Source organism: Cupriavidus sp. SS-3, assembly GCF_035818815.1.
In the GTDB taxonomy this organism is placed as follows: domain Bacteria; phylum Pseudomonadota; class Gammaproteobacteria; order Burkholderiales; family Burkholderiaceae; genus Cupriavidus; species Cupriavidus taiwanensis_C.
Genome location: NZ_JAYLVT010000009.1, coordinates 138,047 through 159,758 on the forward strand (window position 1 = coordinate 138,047; position 21,712 = coordinate 159,758).

Here is a 21,712-nt window from a genome sequence, read left to right on the forward strand (position 1 = left end):
AGTGCCGGTTGCCTGAAAAAGTTGCACGGTTTGCCTGTCGATACTGCAACCGTGTGCCGCGACCGGCATCTCAGGCCGCGTCTGGCGCCGCCTGCAGCCAAAACGTGGCGCCAGTCCGGATGGCGTATCCCTTGCAACGGTTGCCGGAGGGCCCTGTGTTCGGGCCGGCAACCGGAGCGATCATGAAGAACATCTGGATCCTGGTGGCGGATGAATCCGTCGCCCGCATCTTTGCCTCGCACGGCGACAGCGCGCCGCTGGAAGTCGTCGAGGAAATCACCGACGCGGCCGCGCATGCCGACCGCGCCGACCTGCGCCGCGACGCCTACGGCCGCCGCGGACAGGCCGCCGCCCAGGGCGATGCGGGACACCCCGGCGCTCACCAGGTCGGACCGTCGACGGTCACGTCTTCGGCGGGCGAGGACGAGTTGCATCAGGAAGCGCAGCTGTTTGCCCGGCGCGTGGCCGATTACCTCGACGACGCGCGCAACAAGCAGCGCTTCGATGAACTGGCGCTGATCGCGGCGCCGCGCTTCCTGGGGCTGTTGCGCAAGACCCTGCCGTCCAGCGTCACTGATGTGATCACCAGGGAAATCGACAAGGACTTCAAGTACGTGGCCAACAACGACCTGCAGCAGCGGCTGGCCGATGAAGGCATCGTGCCGGCGCGGCGCGACGAACGCGTCAATACCGGGCGCGACCGATAGCGGGAAGGCATGACAACGCAGCCGCCCGTGCTGGCGCAGGCGGCTGCGCCGTCGTCAGCGGGCGGTGCCGGAACCGCTGGCGGCGCCACTGCCGCCGCTCGAGGTACCGCTCGGGCTGGTGGTGCTGGTCGCGCCGGAGGTGCCGGTGGATGTGCCGGCCCCAGGCGTGCTGCGGCTGCGGTTCTGTTCCGTCACCGAACCCGATCCGGATAGCGAGCCGGAACCGCTGGTGCTGCCGGTGGCGGTGCAACCCGCCAGGATGCCAAGTGCGAGCAAGGCTGTGCCGATGCGCAAGGGTGTTTTCATGTTGTCCTCCATCTGGCAGGTTGGCGGCAAGCCTTGCTGCATGGCGCAGCCTGCCGGCGAGGCGCCGATGGCGCCGCTGCGCTGGAGAAGACGCAACTGACGTACCAGATTGGGTGGGTGAGTGCAGCGCTGCGGCGCCGCGGGCACGGCGCCGCCGCGGGTCCTGCGCCGCAGTAAGAAGTACGTGCGGCCGGTAAAAGTTACCGTGCGGGTACCTGATGACTGCGGGCTCGGCGCGCCGTTGCGGCGCTTGCTGCAACCGCCGGCCTTGGACTCGGCACTTTAGCGCGTCAGCGTCCACTTGTAGGCATAGCGGTCCGGCCGGAACAGCAAGTCCGCGCAGAACAGCGGCGTGCCGTCGATGTCGTACGGCGTGCAGCGCAGGCGCAACAACGGCAGCCCTTCGGCGACGCCGAGCTTGCGGGCCACGTCGGCCGGCGCCGGGATCGCGCTGGCTTCCATCGCCACGTCGCGAAAGCGATACCCCAGCCGGCTTTCGAACAGCGCCATGGCGTCGTTGGTCTCGACATCTTCCTGCACCATGCGGCGCATCAGCGGCTCGGGCCCCATCAGGTTGAAATACGCGACCGCCACGTCGTCCCAGTAGCGCACCGTGGCCACGCTCAGCACCTTCTCGCCCGGCTGCAGGCTCAGCGCCGCCGCCACATGAGGCGGCGCCCGCAACAGCCGCACCGATGCCAGCTTGCCGTAGGCCAACTGGCCCCGCGCCCGGCCGGTCTCGTAGAAACCGGTCAGCGCGCCCAGGCTGGGGGTATCGGCCGGCCGCGTCACGAAACTGCCCTTGCCGTTCACTTTCTCGATCAGGCCGGCGTTGTGCAGGCCGGACAGGGCCTGCCGCACGGTGATACGGCTGACGCCGAACTCGGCCATCAGTTCGGCCTCGGACGGCAGCTTCGCCCCGGGGGCGAAGGTGTTGCTGGCGATTCGCTGGCGAATCTCGCTTTCGATCTCTTTGAACCTGGGCAGCGCCACGTGTGTCCCGCCCCGCGGGCGGCTCCGAACTGAGTGATGCGGATTAGTGAGGCGGATTAGTGTGAGGCGGATTATACCTATCATGACAGGTACCGTCATAACCTATTGACCTGTTATAACAGGTAATGGCAGTATCCGTCGTCACCAGCGCTCTGCGCCCCACCATCACCGCGTGCTGGCAACACAGGAGACAACTCAATTGGAAACCAGGGCAAAAGACACCGCCGGCGCGCCGGCGGAGTTCGACTACATCGTCATCGGCGCGGGATCGGCGGGCTGTGCCGTGGCCGGGCGCCTGGCCGAGGACGCCAGCGTCACGGTGGCGCTGCTCGAGGCGGGACCGCATGACCATCACTACGCGATCTGGGCGCCGGTCGGCATCGCCGCCGTGGTGCCCAGGGCCGGGCCGCGCAACTATGCCTACTACACCGAGCCCCAGGCGGGGCTGAACGGCCGCCGCTCCTATCAGCCGCGCGGGCGCGGCCTGGGCGGCAGCTCCTCGATCAACGGCATGGTCTATATCCGCGGCCACCGGCGCGACTATGACGACTGGGCTGCGCTGGGCTGCCGCGGCTGGGGCTTCGACGACGTGCTGCCCTACTTCCGCCGCAGCGAGCGCAATCCCCGCCTTGGCGCGAAGCAGGATCCGCTGCACGGCGACGACGGTCCGCTGCACGTCAGCGACCTGCGCTCGCCCAACCCGTTCGCCCAGCGCTTCGTCGAGGCCGCGATGCAGGCCGGGCTGCCGCGCAACGACGACTTCAACGGCGCCACCCAGGAGGGCGCTGGCCTGTACCAGGTGACGCAGCACAACGGCGAGCGCTGGAACGCGGCGCGCGCCTACCTGCACAGCGGCAACGCAGCCGACGCCGCGCTGAACGGTGGCCGCCGCGGGCTGGCGGTGATGACCGATACGCAGGCACTGCGCATCCTGTTCGACGGCAAGCGCGCCACCGGCGTGGAGGTAGTCCGTGGCGGCACGGTGCAGGTGCTGCGCGCGCGGCGCGAGATCGTGCTCAGCGGCGGCGCCTTCAACTCGCCGCAGCTGCTGCTGGCCTCGGGCATCGGCCCGGCCGCGCACCTGCGCGAGATTGGCATCGACGTGGTCCACGAACTGCCGGGCGTGGGCGAGAACCTGCAGGATCATCTCGACATCATCGTCAACAAGCAACTGCAGACCACCGAGCTGTTCGGCAAGACCGGCCGCGGCATGCTGCGGCTCGCGCGCGAGGTGATGCGCTACCGGCGCACGCGCACCGGCATGGTGACCTCGAATATCGCCGAGGCCGGCGCGTTCCTGCGCACCCGCCCCGAACTCGAGATTCCCGACTTGCAACTGCACTTCGCGGTGGCGCTGCTAGGCAACCGCAACCTGGGCAATCTCGGTCATGGCTACTCCTGCCATGCCTGCGTGCTGCGCCCCAAGAGCCGCGGCCACGTGCGCCTGCGCAGCGCCGACACGCGCGAAGCGCCGCTGATCGATCCGCGCTTCCTGTCGGCCGAGGAAGACATGGCCGGCATGGTCGAAGGGGTGCGCGCGATTCGCCGCATCTTCGCCCAGCCCGCACTGGCGCAGCACGGCGGGCGCGAGGTGCTGACCGATGCGTTCGGCCCCGACAGCGGCAACGAGGCGGCGATCCAGGACTTCGTGCGCAACCACGCCGATACGGTCTACCACCCGGTCGGCACCTGCAAGATGGGCGTCGACGACATGGCCGTGGTCGACCCGGAACTGCGCGTGCGCGGCGTGCAGGGCCTGCGCGTCGCCGATGCCTCGATCATGCCGAACCTGGTCGGCGGCAACACCAACGCGCCGGCCATCATGATCGGCGAAAAGGCCGCGGACCTGCTCAGGGCCGCGCTCCGCTGAGTCCCATCTGCATTGGCACAAACACTACCAAGGAGACCCACCATGCAAGCCACCGCACCCGCCACCATCAGCCCGCATGACTACCGGGCGCTCGAGCCGGAGCCGTTTCCCTTCACCGTGCGCCGCTGCACGCCGACCATCGGCGCCGAGGTCGAGGGCATCGATTTCCGCGAGACCCTCGACCACGACACCTATCTCTCGCTGCGCCGCGCGCTGCTGAAGTACAAGGTGCTGTTCTTCCGCAAGCAGGCCATCACGCCGGCCCAGCACGTAGCGGTGGCGCGGCGCTTCGGCGAGCTCGAAGTCCACCCGATGTTCACCAACCATCCGGAGCATCCTGAACTGGTGGTGTTCGGCCGCAACGACAAGACCCGCGGCCGCGAGAACCTGTACCACTCCGACGTGTCGTGGCGCGAGATCCCGTCGATGGGCTCGATGCTGCGCTGCCTGGAGTGCCCCGAGGTCGGCGGCGACACCATCTGGATCAACATGGCCGCGGCCTACGACAACCTGCCGCAGGAGATGAAGGACCGCATTGCCAACCTGAAGGCGGTGCACGATGCCATGCCCGCGTTCGGCACCGCGCTGAGCGAGGAGAAGTATGCGGAGATGCGCGCCAAGTATCCGCCCATGGTGCACCCGGTGGTACGCACCCATCCGGAGACCGGCGAAAAGATCCTGTTCGTCAACGAGGCCTTCACCACGCACTTCGCCAACTTCGCCAAGGAACAGCCGTATCGCTTCGGCTCCGACTTCCGGCCGGCGGAACTGGACCTGATGCAGTACCTGTACCGCCAGGCCGCCGCACCCGAGTACCAGGTGCGGCTGCGCTGGCAGCCGGACACGATCGCGCTGTGGGACAACCGCTCCACGCAGCATTACGCCGTGCAGGACTACTTCCCCGCGGTGCGCCACATGAACCGCGCCACCATCATCGGCGACCGTCCGGCCTGAGCGGACGCCAATCCATCGAGGCAACCGGCATGCATATCGTCGACAAGTTCTATATCCACGGCAAATGGGTGCAGCCCGCCGAGGGCGCCACCCAGGCCGACATCATCGACCCGGCCACCGAAGCGGTGGCAGGCAGGCTCGCCATGGGCACCGCCGCGGACGTGGACCGCGCCGTCGCCGCCGCGCGCGAGGCCTTCCCGGCGTGGTCGCTATCCACCCGCGAAACCCGCATTGCGCTGCTCGAGCGCATCATCGCCGCCTACCAGGCGCGCATGCCCGACCTGGCGCAGGCGGTGCGCCAGGAGATCGGCGCACCGATCACGCTGGCCACCAACCTGCAGGCAGCGATCGGGCTGGGGCAATTGCAGGCGACATTGCAGGCGCTGCGCGACTTTGCTTTCGAAAGCCCGCGCGGCAAGAGCCTGGTGCTGCGCGAGGCCATCGGCGTGGCCGCGCTGATCACGCCGTGGAACTGGCCGCTGAACCAGATCGCGGCCAAGGTGGCGCCGGCGCTGGCGGCGGGGTGCACCGTGGTGCTCAAGCCCTCGGAGATCGCGCCGCTGGACGCACAGATCTTCGCCGAGATCATGGATGCCGCCGGCACGCCGCCGGGCGTGTTCAACATGCTCTATGGCGAAGGTCGCGTGGTCGGCGCCGCGCTGTCGTCGCATCCTCAGGTCGACATGGTATCGATCACCGGCTCGACCCGCGCCGGTGTGGAAGTGGCTATCAGCGCCGCCCCCACCGTCAAGCGCGTGGCGCAGGAACTGGGCGGCAAGTCGCCGCTGATCGTGCTGGACGACGCCGACCTGCAGGCCGCGGTGACCAGCGGCGTGGCCCAGTGCATGGTCAATTCGGGCCAGACCTGCGTGGCTCCCACGCGCGTGCTGGTACCGCGCGCACGCTACGAGGAAGCCGTGCAGATCGCGGCGGCGGTGGCCAATGCGGTCAAGGTCGGCGATCCGTCCGATCCCCACACCAAGATGGGCCCGATATCCAACCGCGGCCAGTACGACAAGGTGCAGCGCCTGATCGGCGTCGGCATCGAGGAAGGCGCACGGCTGGCCGCCGGCGGCCCGGGCCGCCCCGACGGCCTCGAGCGCGGCTTCTATGCCCGCCCGACCATCTTCGCCGACGTGCGCAACGACATGGCCATCGCCCGCGAGGAGATCTTCGGGCCGGTGCTGTGCCTGTTGCCGTACGACAGCGAAGAGGAAGCCGTGGCCATCGCCAACGACACCGACTTCGGCCTCGCCGCCTATGTCGCCTCGTCCGATCCGGCGCGCGCACGCAGGCTGGCGGCGCGCCTGCGCGCCGGCAATGTGCGCATCAATGGCGCGGTGATGGATATCACCGCGCCCTTCGGCGGCTACAAGACTTCCGGCAACGGTCGCGAGTACGGCCCCGAAGGCATCGCCGAGTTCCTCGAGACCAAGACCGTGACGGGCTGAAGTCGCCCGGTCCGCTACCCGCCGCCCGGCCGCCAGCGCCATGCTGGCCGCCGGGCGGTGTCGTTTGCGCGGCGCATGCATGCGCACTGCCGCGCTTGTCTGACACCGGCAGGCGGCGGCGTCCGACAGCCATCGCCTGCCAGCAAGCTATCTTCGAGGGTAGCGCCAGGCCTTTTGCCGAAGCGCCCGGCTATGTCGACTGTTCCCGATCCCACCGCCCCGGGGCTGCCGCCAGCGCAGCCCGTCCCGCAACTGACCGACGCTGGCCGCCCCGCCGACGCCGCCGCCGCCGATCTGTCCACGCCAGCGCCCGCGCTGCTGACCGATGCCGCCGTCGCCGGCGCGCTGCATCGCGCCAGCACCGCGCTGATGGTGCTGGCGGTGCTGTTCTCGCTGTACGCCGTGCACGTGGCGCGCGACTTCCTGGTGCCGGTGGTAATCGCGGTGGTGATGGCCTACCTGCTCGACCCGCTGGTGTGCGCGCTGCAGCGGCTGGGACTGGCGCGCTCGCTGGCCAGCACCATCGTGCTGCTGGCACTGCTCGCCGCCCTGCTCAGCGGCGCCTACCTGCTGCAGGGCCAGGTCGAGTCGATGATCAACAGCCTGCCGGAGATGGCGAGCAAGCTGTCGCGATCCGTCGGCGCGCTGCTCAGCGGCGACGACTCGATGTGGCAGAAGATACGCCGCGCCGCCACCGTGCTCAGCGGCACCGGCCAGCCGCCGCCGGCGCGCGGCACCCACGTTGTAGTGGAGCAGTCGGCGGGCCAGATCAACAACATGCTGCTGGCCGGCTCGGTCAGCATCTTCACCATGGCGGCGCAGGCGGTGGTGGTGGTGTTCCTGCTGTATTTCCTGATGCTTGCCGGCGATACCTTCAAGCGCAAGTTCATCAAGATGGTGGGCACCACCATCTCGGAAAAGAAGATCAGCGTGCACATGCTGGACGAGGTCAACCGCTCGATCCGCCGCTACATGGGGATGCTGCTGGTGACCAACGCCGGCCTGGGCGTGTGCACCTGGCTGCTGCTCAAATGGCTTGGAGTCGACAATGCCGGCAGCTGGTCGATCGCGGCGGCGGCGCTGCACCTGGTGCCCTACTTCGGCGCGCTGGCGATCGCGCTGTGCCTGGGCATGGTCACGTTCATGCAGTTCGGCACGCTGGGGATGGCCGCCGCGGCGGCGGGCGGCTCGCTGTTGATCGCGACGCTGATCGGTTCGGTCATCACCACGTGGATGACCGGCCGCATGGCGCGCATGAACGCGGTGGCGGTGTTCGTGGCGCTGCTGTTGTTCACGTGGCTGTGGGGCGTGTGGGGAATGTTGCTCGCGATACCGCTGATTACCATCGCCAAGGTGGTGGCAGATCACATTGAAGGCATGGAAGTGGTGGCCGAGTTCCTTGGCGAGTAGCGTGCGTTCGCGCACCTGTCGTATCGGAGCTGCACCGCTATACTGAAACAGCGAATGCTGCACCACAGCATTACAGGCGCAGCCATTCGCGCGGAGGAAACCACCATGTCTCTATGCGACCTGTGCGAGTCGCAACTGGACCGCCCCGGCCATGTGCCGCCGCATCCGCAACTGGCGATCTCGGCGACGCTGCGCATGGCGAGCGGACAGAATGCGTTCGTGTACCGCTGCGGCCACTGCGGCCAGACACTGCTGCTTGCGTCCGACGACGGCGAAGCGCCCGACCGCTGGACGCGCCTCGACGCCGACGGCTGGCGTTGATCTTGACCCTGACCTGGCGTCACGGCGCCGTTGATGCCGCCTTGATCCCGCACAAGTCCGGGATCCGGAAGCGTCGACATAATCGGCCATCATGGCCAAGAAATTTCCCATCCATCCCAGCCATCCCGAGCGCATCTGCTGGGGCTGCGACCAATACTGCCCGGTCGACTCGATGCGCTGCGGCAACGGCTCCAGCCGCACCCAGCATCCCGTCGAACTGCTCGGCGACGACTGGCTCGAATGCGGCGACTGGGGCATCGAGGCGCCGTCCGCCAAGGCACCGTCCGGAACCACCCCCGGGTAGCGGGATTACAATCGTTGTCTCCGGCCCAACGACAAAGACCCGGCGCCACTGCCGGCATACACCGAGACAACCATGCTGAACCTCCAGGATTCCTCGCTGCTGCGGCAGCAGTGCTTGATCGACGGCCGCTGGATCGATGGCGAGCGCCGCATCGACGTGACCAATCCCGCCACCGGCGAGCGCGTCGGCCAGGTGCCGCAGCTGGGCGCCGAACAGACCCGCCAGGCCATCGAGGCCGCCAACCGCGCGCTGCCGGCATGGCGCGCCCGCACCGCCAAGGAACGCTCGGCGCTGCTGCGCAAATGGTTCGAGCTGATCATGGCGAACCAGGAAGACCTGGCCCGCATCATGACCGCGGAGCAAGGCAAGCCGATCGCCGAGGCGCGCGGCGAGATCGCCTACGCGGCCTCGTTCATCGAATGGTTTGCCGAGGAAGGCAAGCGCGTCTATGGCGATACCATTCCCGCCCCGGTCAGCAACCAGCGCATCGTGGTGACCAAGGAACCGGTCGGGGTCTGTGCCGCGATCACGCCGTGGAACTTCCCCGCCGCCATGATCACCCGCAAGGCCGGCCCGGCGCTGGCGGTCGGCTGCACCATGGTGGTCAAACCCGCCTCGCAGACGCCGCTGACGGCGCTGGCGCTGGTGGCCCTGGCCGAGCGTGCCGGCATCCCCGCCGGCGTGCTGTCGGTAGTGACCGGCTCGGCCAGCGCGATCGGCGGCGAGATGAGCAGCAATGCGCTGGTGCGCAAGCTGACCTTCACCGGCTCGACCGAAGTCGGACGCGTGCTGATGGCGCAGACCGCCGCCACCATCAAGAAGGTGTCGATGGAATTGGGCGGCAACGCGCCCTTTATCGTGTTCGACGATGCCGACCTCGACGCCGCCGTCGAAGGCGCGATCGTTTCCAAGTACCGCAATGCCGGTCAGACCTGCGTCTGCGCCAACCGCATCTACGTGCAGTCCGGCGTGTACGAGGCATTTGCGCAGAAGCTGGTCGCCGCAGTGGCGGCGCTGAAGGTGGGCAACGGCATGGACGACGGCGTGCGCATCGGCCCGCTGATCGACGACAAGGCCGTGGCCAAGGTCGAGGAGCATATCGCCGATGCGCTTGGCAAGGGTGCCCGCCTGCTGCAAGGCGGCCAGCGCCACGCGCTCGGGCACTCCTTCTTCCAGCCGACGGTGCTGGCCGACGTCGCGCCCGGCATGCTGGTGGCGCGCGAGGAAACCTTCGGCCCGCTCGCGCCGCTGTTCCGCTTCGACACCGAGGACGACGTGGTCGCCATGGCCAACGACACCGAGTTCGGCCTGGCCAGCTACTTCTATGCGCGCGACCTGGGCCGGGTCTGGCGCGTCTCGGAGCGGCTGGAATACGGCATGGTCGGCGTCAATACGGGCCTGATCTCGAACGAGGTGGCGCCGTTCGGCGGCGTCAAGCAATCCGGCGTGGGCCGCGAGGGCTCGCATTACGGCATCGACGACTACCTGGTGATCAAGTACACCTGCATGGCCGGCATCTGACCCCAGCGCGCCCTCAGCCCGCGGCGTGCCGGGGACCGGACTGCGGCTGCGCCAGCCGGCAGCTGTCCCGAAAGCGCGCGATCTGGTCATGCACCTGCTGCATCTGTTCGACCTGGTAGCTGGCCCGCTCCCGGCTGTAGCGGGTGCCGGACTCATACAGCGCGCCGTCCGCGGCGCGGGCCAGCCCCTCCAGCGCCTGCGCCAGCGAGCGTCCCTCGACGCTGCGGTGCCGCCGCAGGCGCCAGGACAGCGCCTCCTGGCCCTGGTCGAGCAGGTTCTGCTGCAGGTAGCCAAGCCGCTCGGCAAGGCTTTGCGCGTCCTGCAATACCGACAGATAGGCGCATACCACCGCCAGCCGCTGCTGCATCTCGCCGCCGGACAGCAGCTCGCGCGCGCACTCGCCCCAGGCCGGCGCCTCGGGCCCCTGGTCCTGCCCGCCGCATTCGCGCACATAGATGTCCAGCGGCAGCACCGATACCGCCAGACCGGGCGGCAGCACGCTGGTGAAGCGGCTGGCGATGGCTTGCTGCAGGGTGCGGTCGAGCGCGACGCAGGTCTTGATGTCCGCATCGACATGGAACTCCAGCGCCGGCTGCCGGCCATGGCCCACCGAGGCCACCGCCCGCACCGGCGGGTGCCCCGCCATGGCCAGCGTTTCCAGGCCGGCTTCGATGCAGCGCTGCTCGGCGGCCTCGGCGCCAAGGGCCTGGACGATGTCCTGCATCTGCAGCGTGCCGGCGATTTCGGTGCGGTCGGCCGCGGGCGGCCACCCGCCGCGGCGGTCGGCGGCCATGGTCATCCGCTTCAGATCGACATGCGTGATCGCATTGCCCGTCATATACCCTCCGATTCCAGAAGTCGTGTCTCAATCCCGCCGCGATGCCATCACGATCGCGGCATGCATGCCGTGCAAGGCGTGCGGCGGCGCGGCCCCGGTCAGTGCGGCCACCAGCAGGCTGTCATCCAGCCGGAAGCGGTACAGCATCAGGCTGGACCGCGCCAGCGCGATGACCTGCGTCGGCGTCAGCGATGCCAGCAGGCGGCCCATCTCGCGACCCAGGCCGAGCCGGAACAACGCCTCGGCCTCGTTCTCGCGCATCAGCCGCTGTACCAGCAGCAGGTAGGACAGGTTCAGCGTCTCGATCTGGCGCAGGCGGTCGGCATCCGCTTCCCGATGCATGTCGGGATCGCTTGCTGCGGGTGTCCTGGCCGGTTCCATGTCAGCCTCGCGCGGGTGCGGTTGCGTCGCCGGCCCTGCGCAAGCGCGGCGCGGGCGGATGGGCGAGGATCATCGGGCGCGCGGCAATGGCCCGCAGCGCGGCCTTGTCGAGCAGCGTGATGGTGCGGTGCCGTACCGTGATCAGGCCGCCTTCGGCCAGCCGCGAGAACTGCCGGCTCACCGTTTCCAGCGTCAGGCCGATATAACTGCCGATTTCCTCGCGGCTCATGCGCAGCACAAAGGCCGACGATGAATAGCCGCGCAGCGCCAGGCCGTCCGCCAGCCACAGCAGGAACGTCACCAGGCGCTCTTCGGCGGTCATCAGCGCCAGCATGGTCTGCACCGCCCGCGCGCGCTGCAGCTGGCCGTCCAGTGCCAGCAGCAGCTGCCGGCCGAACGGCGCCAGCGTGGCCGCGGCCAGGCGCAGCGCGTCCACGGTGAACAGGCACAGCTTGGTGTCTTCCAGCGCGGTGGCGTACGACGCATAGTGCGGCCGCACCAGGCTGTCCAGCCCGACCATGTCGCCGGGAAAGTGAAAGGCGACCACCTGGGTGCGCCCGTCCTCGGTGGTGACATGGGTCTTGATGGTGCCGACGCGAATGGCATAGACCGATGTCACCGGGTCTCCCATCAGGTACAGGAATTCGCCCTTGCGCAGGCGCACCATGCGTTGCGCCGCTTCGATGCCCGGCGCGCCACATGCCTGGCCGGCCGGTGCGCAGTCAGGGCAGGCGCCGGCCATCTGGCAACACGTGCTGCACGGCATGGCTTCGCGCTGCGGCTGGCGATCGTCGGACTGTGTCATCGGCGCTGTGGGCAGTGAGACCTTGAGAACCTCGTGCGTCCATTCTATTGAGCCGCCCTGGCCAGACAATCCGTACATTCCGATTCCCGGCACGGAAGCGTCCGACGTTGCCGTGCGCCGGCCTGCCGGGACGTCCGTGCTGCACTTGGCCGTGCGGGCGGGTGCCAGCGCAGCGCAAGCAGGCGTATCCTTACCGCACCATCAGGATCGGATGCGCCGGCAGCGCCGGCACGTCGCCCCACCCATCCCATGACAAGACGCCCCGACGATCCACAACCCCTTGCCGGCAACGCCAGCAGCCTCGAGGCCAATGGCCCGGACCATCCGAACGCCGCCGACACCCCCTACCGGACGCTGGTGGAAGCCGTGCAGGACTACGCCATCTTCACGCTCGACGTGGGTGGCCATGTCTCAAGCTGGAACAAGGGCGCAGCCCGCATCAAGGGGTACCGGCGCGAGGAGATCCTGGGCAAGCATTTCTCGCAGTTCTATACGCCCGACGCGGTGGCCCGGCGCTGGCCCGACGCCGAGCTCAAGGCGGCCGCCGAACTGGGCCGCTTCGAGGACGAGGGCTGGCGCGTGCGCAAGGACGGCAGCCGCTTCTGGGCCAACGTCGTCATCACCGCCCTGCGCGACCCCGAGGGCCGGCTGATCGGCTTCGGCAAGGTCACGCGCGACCTGACCGAGCAGCGCCGCGCCGCCGAGGCGCTGCGCCAGAGCGAGGAATCGCTGCGCCTGCTGGTGGAGGGGGTCAAGGACTACGCGATCTTCATGCTCGACCCCGGCGGTCATATCGTCAGCTGGAATTCCGGCGCGTCCTATATCAAGGGCTACCGCCGCGACGAGATCATCGGCCGCCATTTTTCGCTGTTCTATCCGCAGGAGGACATCGCCGCCGGCAAGCCGGCGCGGCACCTCGACCTGGCCCGGCGCGCCGGGCGCGTCGAGGACGAGGGCTGGCGCGTGCGCAAGGACGGCTCGCTGTTCTGGGCCAATGTCACGCTGACCGCCGTCTACGACGATTCACGCGCGCTGCGCGGCTTTGCCAAGGTGACGCGCGACATGAGCGAACGCCGCCGCCGCGAGGAGCTGGAACGGTCCAGCCAGCGCCTGAACGAGTTCCTGGCCACGCTGTCGCATGAGCTGCGCAATCCGCTGGCGCCGGTGCGCAGCGCGCTGACCGCGATGCGGCTCGCCCCGGGCGACGGCACGCTGGCCAACCAGAGCCTGGCCTTGATCGAGCGCCAGGTGACGCACCTGAGCCGGCTCGTCGACGACCTGCTCGATATCGGGCGCATCACCTCCGGCCGGATCGAGCTGCGCACCGCGCCAGTGGAACTCGACGAGATCATTGCGCTGGCGATCGAGGGCGCGCGCCCGGCGCTCGATGCCAAGTCGCAGCGCGTCGACGTGCAGGGCGCGCCAGGCGCGATCCGTATGGATGCCGACAAGACCCGGCTGGTGCAGGTGCTGCAGAACCTGGTGCTCAATGCGTCGAAGTTTTCACCGTCCGGCGCGGTGGTGACGATTGCCGCGGCGGTGCAGAACCGTACCCTTGAGCTGCGGGTGACCGACCAGGGCCGCGGCATCTCGCCCCATGCGCTCGAGGACATCTTCCAGCTGTTCGTGCAGGAAAGCCGGCCGGGCACCGATGTGCAGGGCGGGCTGGGCATCGGCCTGTCGCTGTGCCGTTCGCTGGTGGAGCTGCACGGCGGCACTATCGCGGCCACCAGCGCCGGGCCGGGGCTGGGCAGCACCTTCACGGTACGGCTGCCGCTACCGGCCGCGCGCCCGTCCGACGATGCGCACCGCACCGCCCTGCCCGCCACCGGCCACGACCGGGCCGAGCTGCAGGTGCAGCGCATCCTGCTGGTCGACGACAACCGCGACGCCGCCGACAGCCTGGCGATGCTGCTCGAGATGTGCGGCCACGAGGTGACCATCGCCTACGACGGCTCCGAAGCGCTGCACGTGGCGCCGCGCTGCCGTCCGCATATCGCGTTGATCGACCTGGCCATGCCGGGCATGGACGGTTTCGAGGTGGTGCGGGCCATGCGCGGCGTGGCGGGCACCGAATCGACCCGTTACGTCGCGCTGACCGGCTTCGGCCAGCCGGCGGACCGGCAGCATACCGAGGCCGCCGGCTTCGATGCGCACCTGGTCAAGCCGGTGGAGCTGGAAACCCTGTTCGGCACCATCGCGCGGCTGCGCCGGCCTGACTGAGCGGCACGGCATCGGGCCGAACCCGACCTTCGCCAATCCCGAACCCGCGCGCGCCGCGGCTGCGACACACTGACGCCCGTTCCATCGCAACAGATCAAGGAAAGGAGACAGCGATGCAGGGTTGGATCAGGCGTGCGGCCATGGGGCTGCTGTTTGCATGCGCGGCCACCGCCGCCGGCACCGCGCTGGCGGACTACCCCGACAAGCCGGTGCGGCTGGTGGTGCCGTTCCCGCCGGGCGGCGCCACCGACCTGCTGGCGCGCGAGATCGGCAACGCGCTGTCGGCGCGGCTGCAGCAGCCGGTGGTGATCGACAACCGCCCCGGTGCCGGCGGCAACCTGGCGGCGATCGCCGTGGCGCGCGCCCCGGCCGACGGCTACACGCTGCTGTTCGGCACCTTCGGCTCGCTCGCGGTGAACAAGAGCCTCTATGACAAGCCCGGCTACGACCCGCTCAGGGACTTCGCGCCGGTGGCGTCGGTGGCCTACCTGCCCAACGTGCTGGTGGTGCATCCGAGCGTGCCGGCGCGCACCGTGCCGGAACTGCTGGCGCTGGCGCGCAAGGAGCCGGGCAGGCTGACCTACGGCTCGTTCGGCAACGGCTCGTCGTCGCACCTGGCGGGCGAGCTGTTCACGCACCTGGCCGGTGTCGAGATCACGCACATTCCGTACAAGGGCAGCGCCGCGTCGATGACCGACCTGATCGGCGGGCGCATCACCATGATGTTCGACAGTGTCTCCACGGCGCTGCCGTATATCCGCGACAAGCGCGTGCGCGCGCTGGCGGTGACCACGCAGAAGCCGTCCGAGCAACTGCCCGGCGTGCCGACGCTGGCCACTGCCGGCGTGCCCGGCTATGAGCTGACCGCATGGTTCGGCGTGGCGGCCCCGGCGGGCACGCCCAAGGCCGTGATCGACCGCCTCAACGGCGAGATCGTGGCGGCGCTGAAGCAGCCGGACCTGGCTGCCAGGCTGGCCAGCCAGGGCACAGTGCCCTTCCCCGCCACGCCGGCGCAGTTCGGCAGCTATATCCGCGCGCAATACGAGAAGTGGGACGGCCTGATCAAGTCCGCCAACATCAAGCTGGACAACTGACTGCCTGGCCTCAGGTTGCGTCCGGCGCGCCGAAGCGCCACGACAGCCGCGCCGCCGCCTGCCGCACCAGCGCGGCGGTGGCGCCTTCGGTGTCGCTGTCGAAGCTGCCGCTCGAACCCATCACCGCGATTACAAGCGCCAGGCTGCCGGTGTGGTCGAACACCGGTGCCGCCAGCGTGTCGATGCCCGGCACCGGATGGCTCTGCGCATTGTCGATGCGCGCCGCGCGCACCTGCGCCAGACGCCCGGCGTAGGCCGGCGCCAGCTTGCCGCCGGGTTCGAGCACCTTGTCGGCGGCGGCGCCTGCCATGCGCAGCGCATCGTTGCGCAGCAGGCCCGGCAGCACATTGGCCGGCAGGTGCGCCGCGACGGTGCGGCCGATGGCGGTATGGACCAGCGACAGCACCGTGCCCACGCGCAGGCTGACATGCTGCGGCCGCGCCGATTCTTCCAGCCGCACCACGGTGGGCCCGAGCGGCCCCAGCACCGCCATGGCCACGCTCAGGCCCGTGGCCCCGGCCAGCTCGATCACCTCCGGTTCGGCCTCGCGCGTCGGCGACAGCCGCTGCAGCGCGATCAGCCCCAGTTCCAGCGCCAGCGGTCCGCACAGGTAGTTGCCGGCGGCATCGCGCGCCAGCAGTCCGGTCTTCTGCAGGCTGACCAGGTGCGGAAAGGCCTTGGCCGCCGGCATGCCCGCGGCCAGCGCCAGGTCGCGCAGCGGCAGCGGCCGCCCCGCGGCCACCAGCGCGCCGAGCAACTGGCCGGTGCTGTCGAGCGACTGGATGCCGCGCTGTGGCTTGCCGCCGTCGGGGTCTTGCGTGGTTTCGGTCGCGCCGCTCATGCCTGTTCACCGTTCGGTTCGCGCAGCGCCGCGCCGATCTCCGCGCCCGCGGCGAGCAAGGCCCGCGCCGCCGCGCCGTGCCAGTCGACGTCGATGGCACCGGTCGATCCCACCAGCGTCAGCACCAGCCGCAGCGCGCCGGCGCCGTCGAGCACCGGCACGCTGAGGCTGCTGACGGCCGGGCTGGGCGCATCGATGCTGCGCTCGATGCCGCGCGCACGGATTTCCGCAAGCCTGTCGCCGAACGCGGCCAGGTCGGCTTCGCTGGCATCCGGCTGCTGCGCCTGCCACAACGGCTGCCACTGCGCCGGCGGCTGGAAGGCGCAGAACACCCGGCCGGTGGCAGTGGCCGCCAGCGCCATCACCGTGCCCACGTGCAGGTTGACGTGCAGCGGCGCGGTGGCCGGCACATAGCGCACGATGGTCGGTCCCTGCGGCCCGGCCAGGCAGATTGCCACGCTGCAGCCCAGCGCTTGCGCCAGCGCGTCCGCGCGTGGCAGCGCGGCGCGCCAGGCGGCGTCCTGCTCCAGGTGCAGCAGGCCCAGGCGCAGCGCCAGCGGTCCGGGCTCGTAGCGGCCGGACAGGTGGTCGCGCTTGATCAGGCCCAGCCGCGCCAGGCTGACCAGATAGGCATGCGCCTGCGCCGGCGCCAGCTGCGCGGCGTCGGCCAGCGCCGCCAGCGGCATCGGCACGCGCGCCGAGGCCAGCGCCGCGAGCAGACGCGCGCCCACCTCCACGCTCTGGATGCCGCGCTGCGCCTTGTCGGCACGCGCCGCCGGCGCGCCCGCCGGCGCCACCGCTGTCCCCGCCCTGGGTCTGGCCATCAGCGTCCTGTGTGTTCGGAAAAACCGGATATTAATCGAACGCCTCCCGGATCCCGCCGCACGCGGGTTTACCCCCATGTCGACCCGGTCGAAGTTCGTCGCTCCAATTATTTGTCATAGGCTAATCATTTCGCTATTGATTAATTCGACGACCTTTCCTAAGATGGCATTACCCCGTCGCGACACGGCAGACCCAGCCGTGCGAGATCCGGAAATCCATACGAACGGGGGCGAGACAGCCAGTGCCACGCCGCATGCGCTTGCGGCCATTCCCGCGCCGTCCCGCCCTGCCCACAAAAGGAAAAGACGCCATGTCCAAGGCATTCGCATCGCAGGCCGACCTGGAAGCCAAGCAGATCACCTTCACCCAGCTGTCCGAGAACGCGTGGGCCTATACCGCCGAGGGCGATCCCAACTCCGGCGTGGTGATTGGGGATGACGGCGTGCTGATCGTCGACACCACGGCCACGCCGGCGATGGCGCAGGACCTGATCGCGCGCATCCGCACCATCACCGACAAGCCGATCAAGTACGTGGTGCTGTCGCACTACCACGCCGTGCGCGTGCTGGGCGCGTCGGCCTACTTTGCCGAGGGCGCGCAGCAGATCATCGCCAGCCGCGGCACCTACGAGATGATCGTCGAGCGCGGCGAGGCCGACATGAAGTCCGAGATCGAACGCTTCCCGCGCCTGTTCGCCGGCGTGGAAACGGTGCCCGGCCTGACCTGGCCGACGCTGGTGTTCGACAAGGAAATCACCCTGTTCCTGGGCCAGCTGGAAGTGCGCATTGCCCACCTGGGCTCGGGCCATACCAAGGGCGACACCGTGGTGTGGCTGCCGCAGCAGAAGGTGTTGTTCTCCGGCGACCTGGTCGAATACGACGCCGCCTGCTACTGCGGCGACGCGCAGCTGGCCGAATGGCCGGCCACGCTCGATGCGCTGCAGGCGCTGAACCCCGAGAAGCTGGTGCCGGGCCGCGGCCCCGCGCTGACCACGCCCGATGAAGTGAAAAAGGGCATCGCCTACACCAAGGACTTCGTCACCACGCTGTTCAGGTCCGGCCAGGAAGCGGTGGCGGAAAAGCTCGACCTGAAGGCCGCGATGGCGCACACGCGCCGCGCCATGGACCCGAAGTTCGGGCACGTCTTCATTTACGAGCACTGCCTGCCCTTCGATGTCTCGCGCGCCTACGACGAGGCCAGCGGCATGCGCCATCCGCGCATCTGGACCGCCCAGCGCGACCAGGATATGTGGGCCGCGCTGCAGGACTGACGACGGCACATCAGCAAGCCATCGCACAACAGAGTTTTTCAGGTGGAGGAGACACAAGCATGAGCAGCATCGACTACCAGCGGCTGACGTTCGCCTACCAGCCCTGCGCGGAACAGCAGCGCGCCGGGCAATCCGCTGATGCCGCGCCCGCGGCGGTGCATCCGGTGGTCGTGGTCGGGGCCGGCCCGGTGGGGCTGGCCACCGCCATCGACCTGGCGCAACGCGGCGTGCCCGTGGTGCTGGTGGACGACGACTGCACGCTGTCCACCGGTTCGCGCGCGATCTGCTTTTCCAAGCGCACGCTCGATATTTTCGACCGCCTCGGCTGCGGCGAGCGCATGGTCGACAAGGGCGTGCGCTGGCATGTCGGCAGGGTGTTCCTGCGCGACGAGCAGGTCTACAGCTTCGACCTGCTGCCCGACAGCGGCCACCGCCGTCCGGCCTTCATCAACCTGCAGCAGTACTACCTCGAAGGCTACCTGCTGGAGCGCGCGCAAGCGCTGCCCAATATCGAGATCCGCTGGCGCAACAAGGTGGTCGGCGTGGAAAGCCGCCGCGCGCCTGACGCCGGCGTGGTGCTGACAGTCGAGACCCCCGACGGCTGCTACCCGCTGGCCGCGCGCTATGTGGTCGCCGCCGACGGCTCGCGCAGTCCGATGCGCAAGCTGCTGGGGCTGGACAGCAAGGGCCGCACCTTCCGCGACCGCTTCCTGATCGCCGACGTGAAGATGGAGGCCGATTTCCCGGCCGAGCGCTGGTTCTGGTTCGACCCGCCCTTCCATCCGCACCAGTCGGTGCTGCTGCACCGCCAGCCGGACAATGTCTGGCGCATCGACTTCCAGCTGGGCTGGGACGCCGACCCGGTGCTGGAGAAGTCGCCCGAGCGCGTGATCCCGCGGGTGCAGGCGCTGCTGGGCAAGGACGTGAAGTTCGAGCTGGAGTGGGTCAGCGTCTACACCTTCTCCTGCCAGCGCATGGACAGCTTCCGCCACGGCAATATCCTGTTCGCCGGCGATGCCGCGCACGGCGTCTCGCCGTTTGGCGCGCGCGGTGCCAACAGCGGTGTCCAGGACGCCGAGAATCTGGCGTGGAAGCTGGCCTACGTGCTGCAGGGCCATGCCTGCGACCGGCTGCTCGACACCTACGCCAGCGAGCGCGAGTTCGCCGCCGACGAGAACATCCTCAACTCCACCCGCTCGACCGACTTCATCACGCCCAAGAGCGCCGCCAGCCGCGTATTCCGCGACGCGGTGCTGGCGCTGTCGAGGCGCCATGCGTTCGCGCGCGCGCTGGTGAACAGCGGCAGGCTGTCGGTGCCGGCGGTGCTGCATGGCTCGCCGCTGAACACCGAGGACGCCGCCCCGGATGCTGCCGGCAAGCTGGTGCCGGGTGCGGTCTGCTGCGATGCGCCGGTGTCCGGCGTGGACGGCGCCGGCTGGCTGCTGTCGTATCTTGGTGGCGATTTCACCTTGCTGGTGTTTGGCAATCCGGAGGCCATCGATGGCGGCACCCTGGCCGACCTGGCCGCTCTGAAGCAAGCAGGCACACCGCTGCAGCTGGTCTATGTGACCGACGCCGCGCAGCTGCCCATGACCTGCACCCACGCCACCGTGCTGCGCGACGACCAGGGCCTGGCGGCGGCGCGCTACGGCGCCAGGCCCGGCACCTGCTACCTGGTCCGTCCTGACCAGCATGTGTGCGCGCGCTGGCACCGTCCCGACCCTGCCGCAATCCGCGCGGCGCTGGCGCGCGCCACCGGCGCCGACCTGCGCGCGCCGCAGCCGGGCCGCATGGCCGCCTGATGGCCCGGACGCCAGCCCTGCCCAACGGAGATAGCCATGCCCAATTTGCTCAACACCCAGCCCAACCTGGCGCGCCCCGACGACTTCTACGAAGCGCTGATCGAGATGCACCGCGACCTCGACGAGGCCCAGAGCCAGGCCGCCAACGCGCAGCTGATCCTGCTGCTCGCCAACCATATCGGCGACCACGACGTGCTGCTGGCGGCCTTGGCCGAGGCGCGCGCCGGCGTAATCGCCAGCGCCGACACCACGCCGGCATGACCGGATAACCAGGCGCAGGCGCGGCCGGTCCGGGCCTGCGCCCGGCGCAGTCATTCCACCCATCCCGGGCCAACGCGCACCAGACGCGGCCCACTGGCGGCAACCGCCCGGCTGCCCGCCGCCGCAGCCACCACCGCACGGAGACAACATCGATGAGCCATCCGGTCTCAGGGGAGCTTTCGTCCCTATCCAGCCTGGCGCCTTCCGCCCCGGCCGCCCCAACCACCGCAGCACTCGCCGCGCGCGACGAGGAAGCGCTCTACCGCAAGGTCTGGCTGCGCATCATTCCCTTCCTGTTCGTCTGCTACGTGGTGTCGTTCCTCGACCGCATCAACATCGGCTTCGCGCAGCTGCAGATGAAGCAGGACCTGGGCTTCAGCGATGCCATGTACGGCCTTGGCGCGGCGGTGTTCTACGTCGGCTACGTGCTGTGCGAGGTGCCGAGCAACATGCTGCTGGCGCGCTTCGGCGCGCGCCGCACCTTCACCCGCATCATGGTGCTGTGGGGCACCGTGTCGGTGGCGATGATGGCGGTGTCGACGCCGGCGCAGTTCTACGCGCTGCGCTTCCTGCTGGGCGTGTTCGAGGCCGGCTTCTTCCCCGGCATCGTGCTGTACCTGACCTACTGGTTTCCCGCGCGCCGGCGCGCCGCGGTGATGGCGATCTTCTTTGCCGGCGTGGCGGTGGCGGGCGTGCTGGGCGGGCTGGTGTCCGGCTGGATCATGCGCGACATGGCCGGCGTGCTGGGGCTGCAGGGCTGGAAATGGATGTTCGCGATCGAAGGCGCGCCGGCGGTGCTGCTGGGGCTGGCGGCCGCGCGCCTGCTGGTCGACGGGCCGCAGCAGGCCAGCTGGCTGAGCGAGCGCGAACGCGCCCACCTGCTGCGCGACACCGCCGCGCATACCCAGGGCGGCGGCCACTCGCTGCATGCGCTGCGCCAGGTGCTGCGCAACCCGCGCGTGTACCTGTTCGCCTTTATCTATTTTTCGCTGACCTGCGGCTCGCTCGCGCTCAGCTTCTGGATGCCGCTGATGATCCGCGATTTCGGCGTGACCGACGTGATGTCGGTAAGCCTGTATTCGGTGGTGCCCAATGCGGTGGGCGCGGTCGGCCTGATCCTGATTGCGCGGCATTCGGACCGCACCGGCGAGCGTCATCGGCATTTCCTGCTGTGCACCACGGGCGGCGCGCTGGCGCTGGCGGCCTTGACCTTGCCGCTGCCGGGACTGGGCGCGATGCTGGCCATCCTGTCGGTGGCGGCGGTGCTGATCTTTGCCGCGCTGCCGGTGTTCTGGGCGCTGCCCCCGGGCTACCTGCCCGGCGCCGGCACCGCCGCCGGAATCGCCTTCATCAGCAGCATCGGCATCACCAGCGGCATCGTCAGCCCGTGGGTGATCGGCCAGATCAAGACCCGCACCGGCAGCCTCGACCATGCGCTCTACCTGCTGGCGGTGCTGCTGCTGGCGAGCGGCCTGGCGATGTGGCTGGGCGTGCCGAAACAGCCCGCGCGGCCGGCGTGAGCCAGGCCTCGGGAA

The 21,712-nt window shown here is 69.3% G+C and carries 21 protein-coding genes; 15 read left to right on the plus strand and 6 right to left on the minus strand.

The annotated features are described in order from the left end of the window. The first annotated feature begins 182 nt into the window (after window positions 1-182). Together U9J39_RS15865 and U9J39_RS15870 are read left to right on the plus strand one after the other, a co-directional pair. Complete coding sequence (locus tag U9J39_RS15865) at window positions 183-707, plus strand: host attachment protein (RefSeq protein ID WP_116314491.1); 525 nt, start codon at window positions 183-185, stop codon at window positions 705-707. A gap of 64 nt (window positions 708-771) precedes the next feature. Then, window positions 772-1,113 carry a hypothetical protein gene (locus U9J39_RS15870; RefSeq protein WP_326347491.1) on the plus strand — a complete coding sequence of 114 codons (342 nt, stop codon included), beginning with the start codon at window positions 772-774 and terminating at the stop codon, window positions 1,111-1,113. Window positions 1,114-1,295: 182 nt separating this feature from the next. Here U9J39_RS15870 and U9J39_RS15875 read toward each other — a convergent pair whose 3' ends face one another. Beyond that, entirely contained in the window at window positions 1,296-2,006 is a 711-nt protein-coding gene (locus U9J39_RS15875; RefSeq protein WP_115713168.1) for a GntR family transcriptional regulator, read from the minus strand. A gap of 199 nt (window positions 2,007-2,205) precedes the next feature. Here U9J39_RS15875 and U9J39_RS15880 point away from each other — a divergent pair, with 199 nt between their 5' ends. From U9J39_RS15880 to gabD, 7 genes are all read left to right on the plus strand, one after another. Further along, window positions 2,206-3,876, plus strand: coding sequence for a GMC family oxidoreductase (locus U9J39_RS15880; RefSeq protein ID WP_326347492.1), 1,671 nt, complete (start codon window positions 2,206-2,208; stop codon window positions 3,874-3,876). 42 nt (window positions 3,877-3,918) lie between these two features. Continuing rightward, on the plus strand, window positions 3,919-4,830 hold the full coding sequence (locus tag U9J39_RS15885; protein WP_115713166.1) for a TauD/TfdA dioxygenase family protein: 912 nt from the start codon (window positions 3,919-3,921) through the stop codon (window positions 4,828-4,830). A gap of 29 nt (window positions 4,831-4,859) precedes the next feature. Further along, window positions 4,860-6,281 carry an aldehyde dehydrogenase family protein gene (locus U9J39_RS15890; RefSeq protein WP_326347493.1) on the plus strand — a complete coding sequence of 474 codons (1,422 nt, stop codon included), beginning with the start codon at window positions 4,860-4,862 and terminating at the stop codon, window positions 6,279-6,281. A 192-nt stretch (window positions 6,282-6,473) separates the two neighbouring features. Further along, window positions 6,474-7,691 carry an AI-2E family transporter gene (locus tag U9J39_RS15895; protein WP_326347494.1) on the plus strand — a complete coding sequence of 406 codons (1,218 nt, stop codon included), beginning with the start codon at window positions 6,474-6,476 and terminating at the stop codon, window positions 7,689-7,691. A gap of 105 nt (window positions 7,692-7,796) precedes the next feature. After that, window positions 7,797-8,012 (plus strand): hypothetical protein, encoded by a 216-nt coding sequence (locus tag U9J39_RS15900; protein ID WP_115682571.1) that lies wholly within the window; start codon window positions 7,797-7,799, stop codon window positions 8,010-8,012. Between the two features lie 91 nt (window positions 8,013-8,103). After that, complete coding sequence (locus U9J39_RS15905) at window positions 8,104-8,316, plus strand: DUF3079 domain-containing protein (RefSeq protein ID WP_115682572.1); 213 nt, start codon at window positions 8,104-8,106, stop codon at window positions 8,314-8,316. 72 nt (window positions 8,317-8,388) lie between these two features. Then, complete coding sequence (gene gabD, locus U9J39_RS15910; RefSeq protein ID WP_326347495.1) at window positions 8,389-9,837, plus strand: NADP-dependent succinate-semialdehyde dehydrogenase; 1,449 nt, start codon at window positions 8,389-8,391, stop codon at window positions 9,835-9,837. 13 nt (window positions 9,838-9,850) lie between these two features. Here gabD and U9J39_RS15915 read toward each other — a convergent pair whose 3' ends face one another. Genes U9J39_RS15915 through U9J39_RS15925 form a run of 3 tightly spaced genes read right to left on the minus strand, consistent with a single transcriptional unit; the run spans window position 9,851 to window position 11,861 of the window. Then, complete coding sequence (locus U9J39_RS15915) at window positions 9,851-10,675, minus strand: hypothetical protein (RefSeq protein ID WP_326347496.1); 825 nt, start codon at window positions 10,673-10,675, stop codon at window positions 9,851-9,853. Window positions 10,676-10,702: 27 nt separating this feature from the next. Further along, complete coding sequence (gene flhD / locus U9J39_RS15920; protein ID WP_326347498.1) at window positions 10,703-11,017, minus strand: flagellar transcriptional regulator FlhD; 315 nt, start codon at window positions 11,015-11,017, stop codon at window positions 10,703-10,705. 40 nt (window positions 11,018-11,057) lie between these two features. Then, window positions 11,058-11,861, minus strand: coding sequence for a Crp/Fnr family transcriptional regulator (locus U9J39_RS15925; protein WP_240987836.1), 804 nt, complete (start codon window positions 11,859-11,861; stop codon window positions 11,058-11,060). A gap of 249 nt (window positions 11,862-12,110) precedes the next feature. On the opposite strand from U9J39_RS15925, the gene U9J39_RS15930 reads away from it, so the two are divergent. Beyond that, window positions 12,111-14,084 (plus strand): PAS domain-containing hybrid sensor histidine kinase/response regulator, encoded by a 1,974-nt coding sequence (locus U9J39_RS15930; RefSeq protein ID WP_115713161.1) that lies wholly within the window; start codon window positions 12,111-12,113, stop codon window positions 14,082-14,084. A gap of 113 nt (window positions 14,085-14,197) precedes the next feature. Continuing rightward, window positions 14,198-15,178 (plus strand): Bug family tripartite tricarboxylate transporter substrate binding protein, encoded by a 981-nt coding sequence (locus U9J39_RS15935; protein WP_116314498.1) that lies wholly within the window; start codon window positions 14,198-14,200, stop codon window positions 15,176-15,178. A gap of 10 nt (window positions 15,179-15,188) precedes the next feature. On the opposite strand, the gene U9J39_RS15940 is transcribed toward U9J39_RS15935, so the two are convergent. Beyond that, window positions 15,189-16,019, minus strand: a complete 831-nt coding sequence (locus U9J39_RS15940) for an IclR family transcriptional regulator (protein ID WP_116314499.1) — start codon at window positions 16,017-16,019, stop codon at window positions 15,189-15,191. Then, window positions 16,016-16,843, minus strand: a complete 828-nt coding sequence (locus U9J39_RS15945; protein ID WP_116380103.1) for an IclR family transcriptional regulator — start codon at window positions 16,841-16,843, stop codon at window positions 16,016-16,018. The genes U9J39_RS15940 and U9J39_RS15945 overlap by 4 nt, the downstream gene beginning before the upstream one ends. Window positions 16,844-17,154: 311 nt before the next feature. Between U9J39_RS15945 and U9J39_RS15950 the strand changes: the two genes are divergently transcribed. The 4 genes from U9J39_RS15950 (at window position 17,155) to U9J39_RS15965 (ending at window position 21,697) form a co-directional block, all read left to right on the plus strand. Next, on the plus strand, window positions 17,155-18,114 hold the full coding sequence (locus U9J39_RS15950; RefSeq protein WP_115700894.1) for an MBL fold metallo-hydrolase: 960 nt from the start codon (window positions 17,155-17,157) through the stop codon (window positions 18,112-18,114). A gap of 59 nt (window positions 18,115-18,173) precedes the next feature. Next, a complete protein-coding gene (locus U9J39_RS15955; RefSeq protein WP_326347499.1) occupies window positions 18,174-19,916 on the plus strand; it encodes an FAD-dependent oxidoreductase in 1,743 nt (580 codons plus the stop codon). Window positions 19,917-19,952: 36 nt separating this feature from the next. Beyond that, complete coding sequence (locus U9J39_RS15960) at window positions 19,953-20,177, plus strand: DUF2783 domain-containing protein (RefSeq protein WP_326347500.1); 225 nt, start codon at window positions 19,953-19,955, stop codon at window positions 20,175-20,177. Window positions 20,178-20,329: 152 nt separating this feature from the next. Continuing rightward, complete coding sequence (locus U9J39_RS15965; protein WP_326347501.1) at window positions 20,330-21,697, plus strand: MFS transporter; 1,368 nt, start codon at window positions 20,330-20,332, stop codon at window positions 21,695-21,697. Window positions 21,698-21,712: the final 15 nt, after the last annotated feature.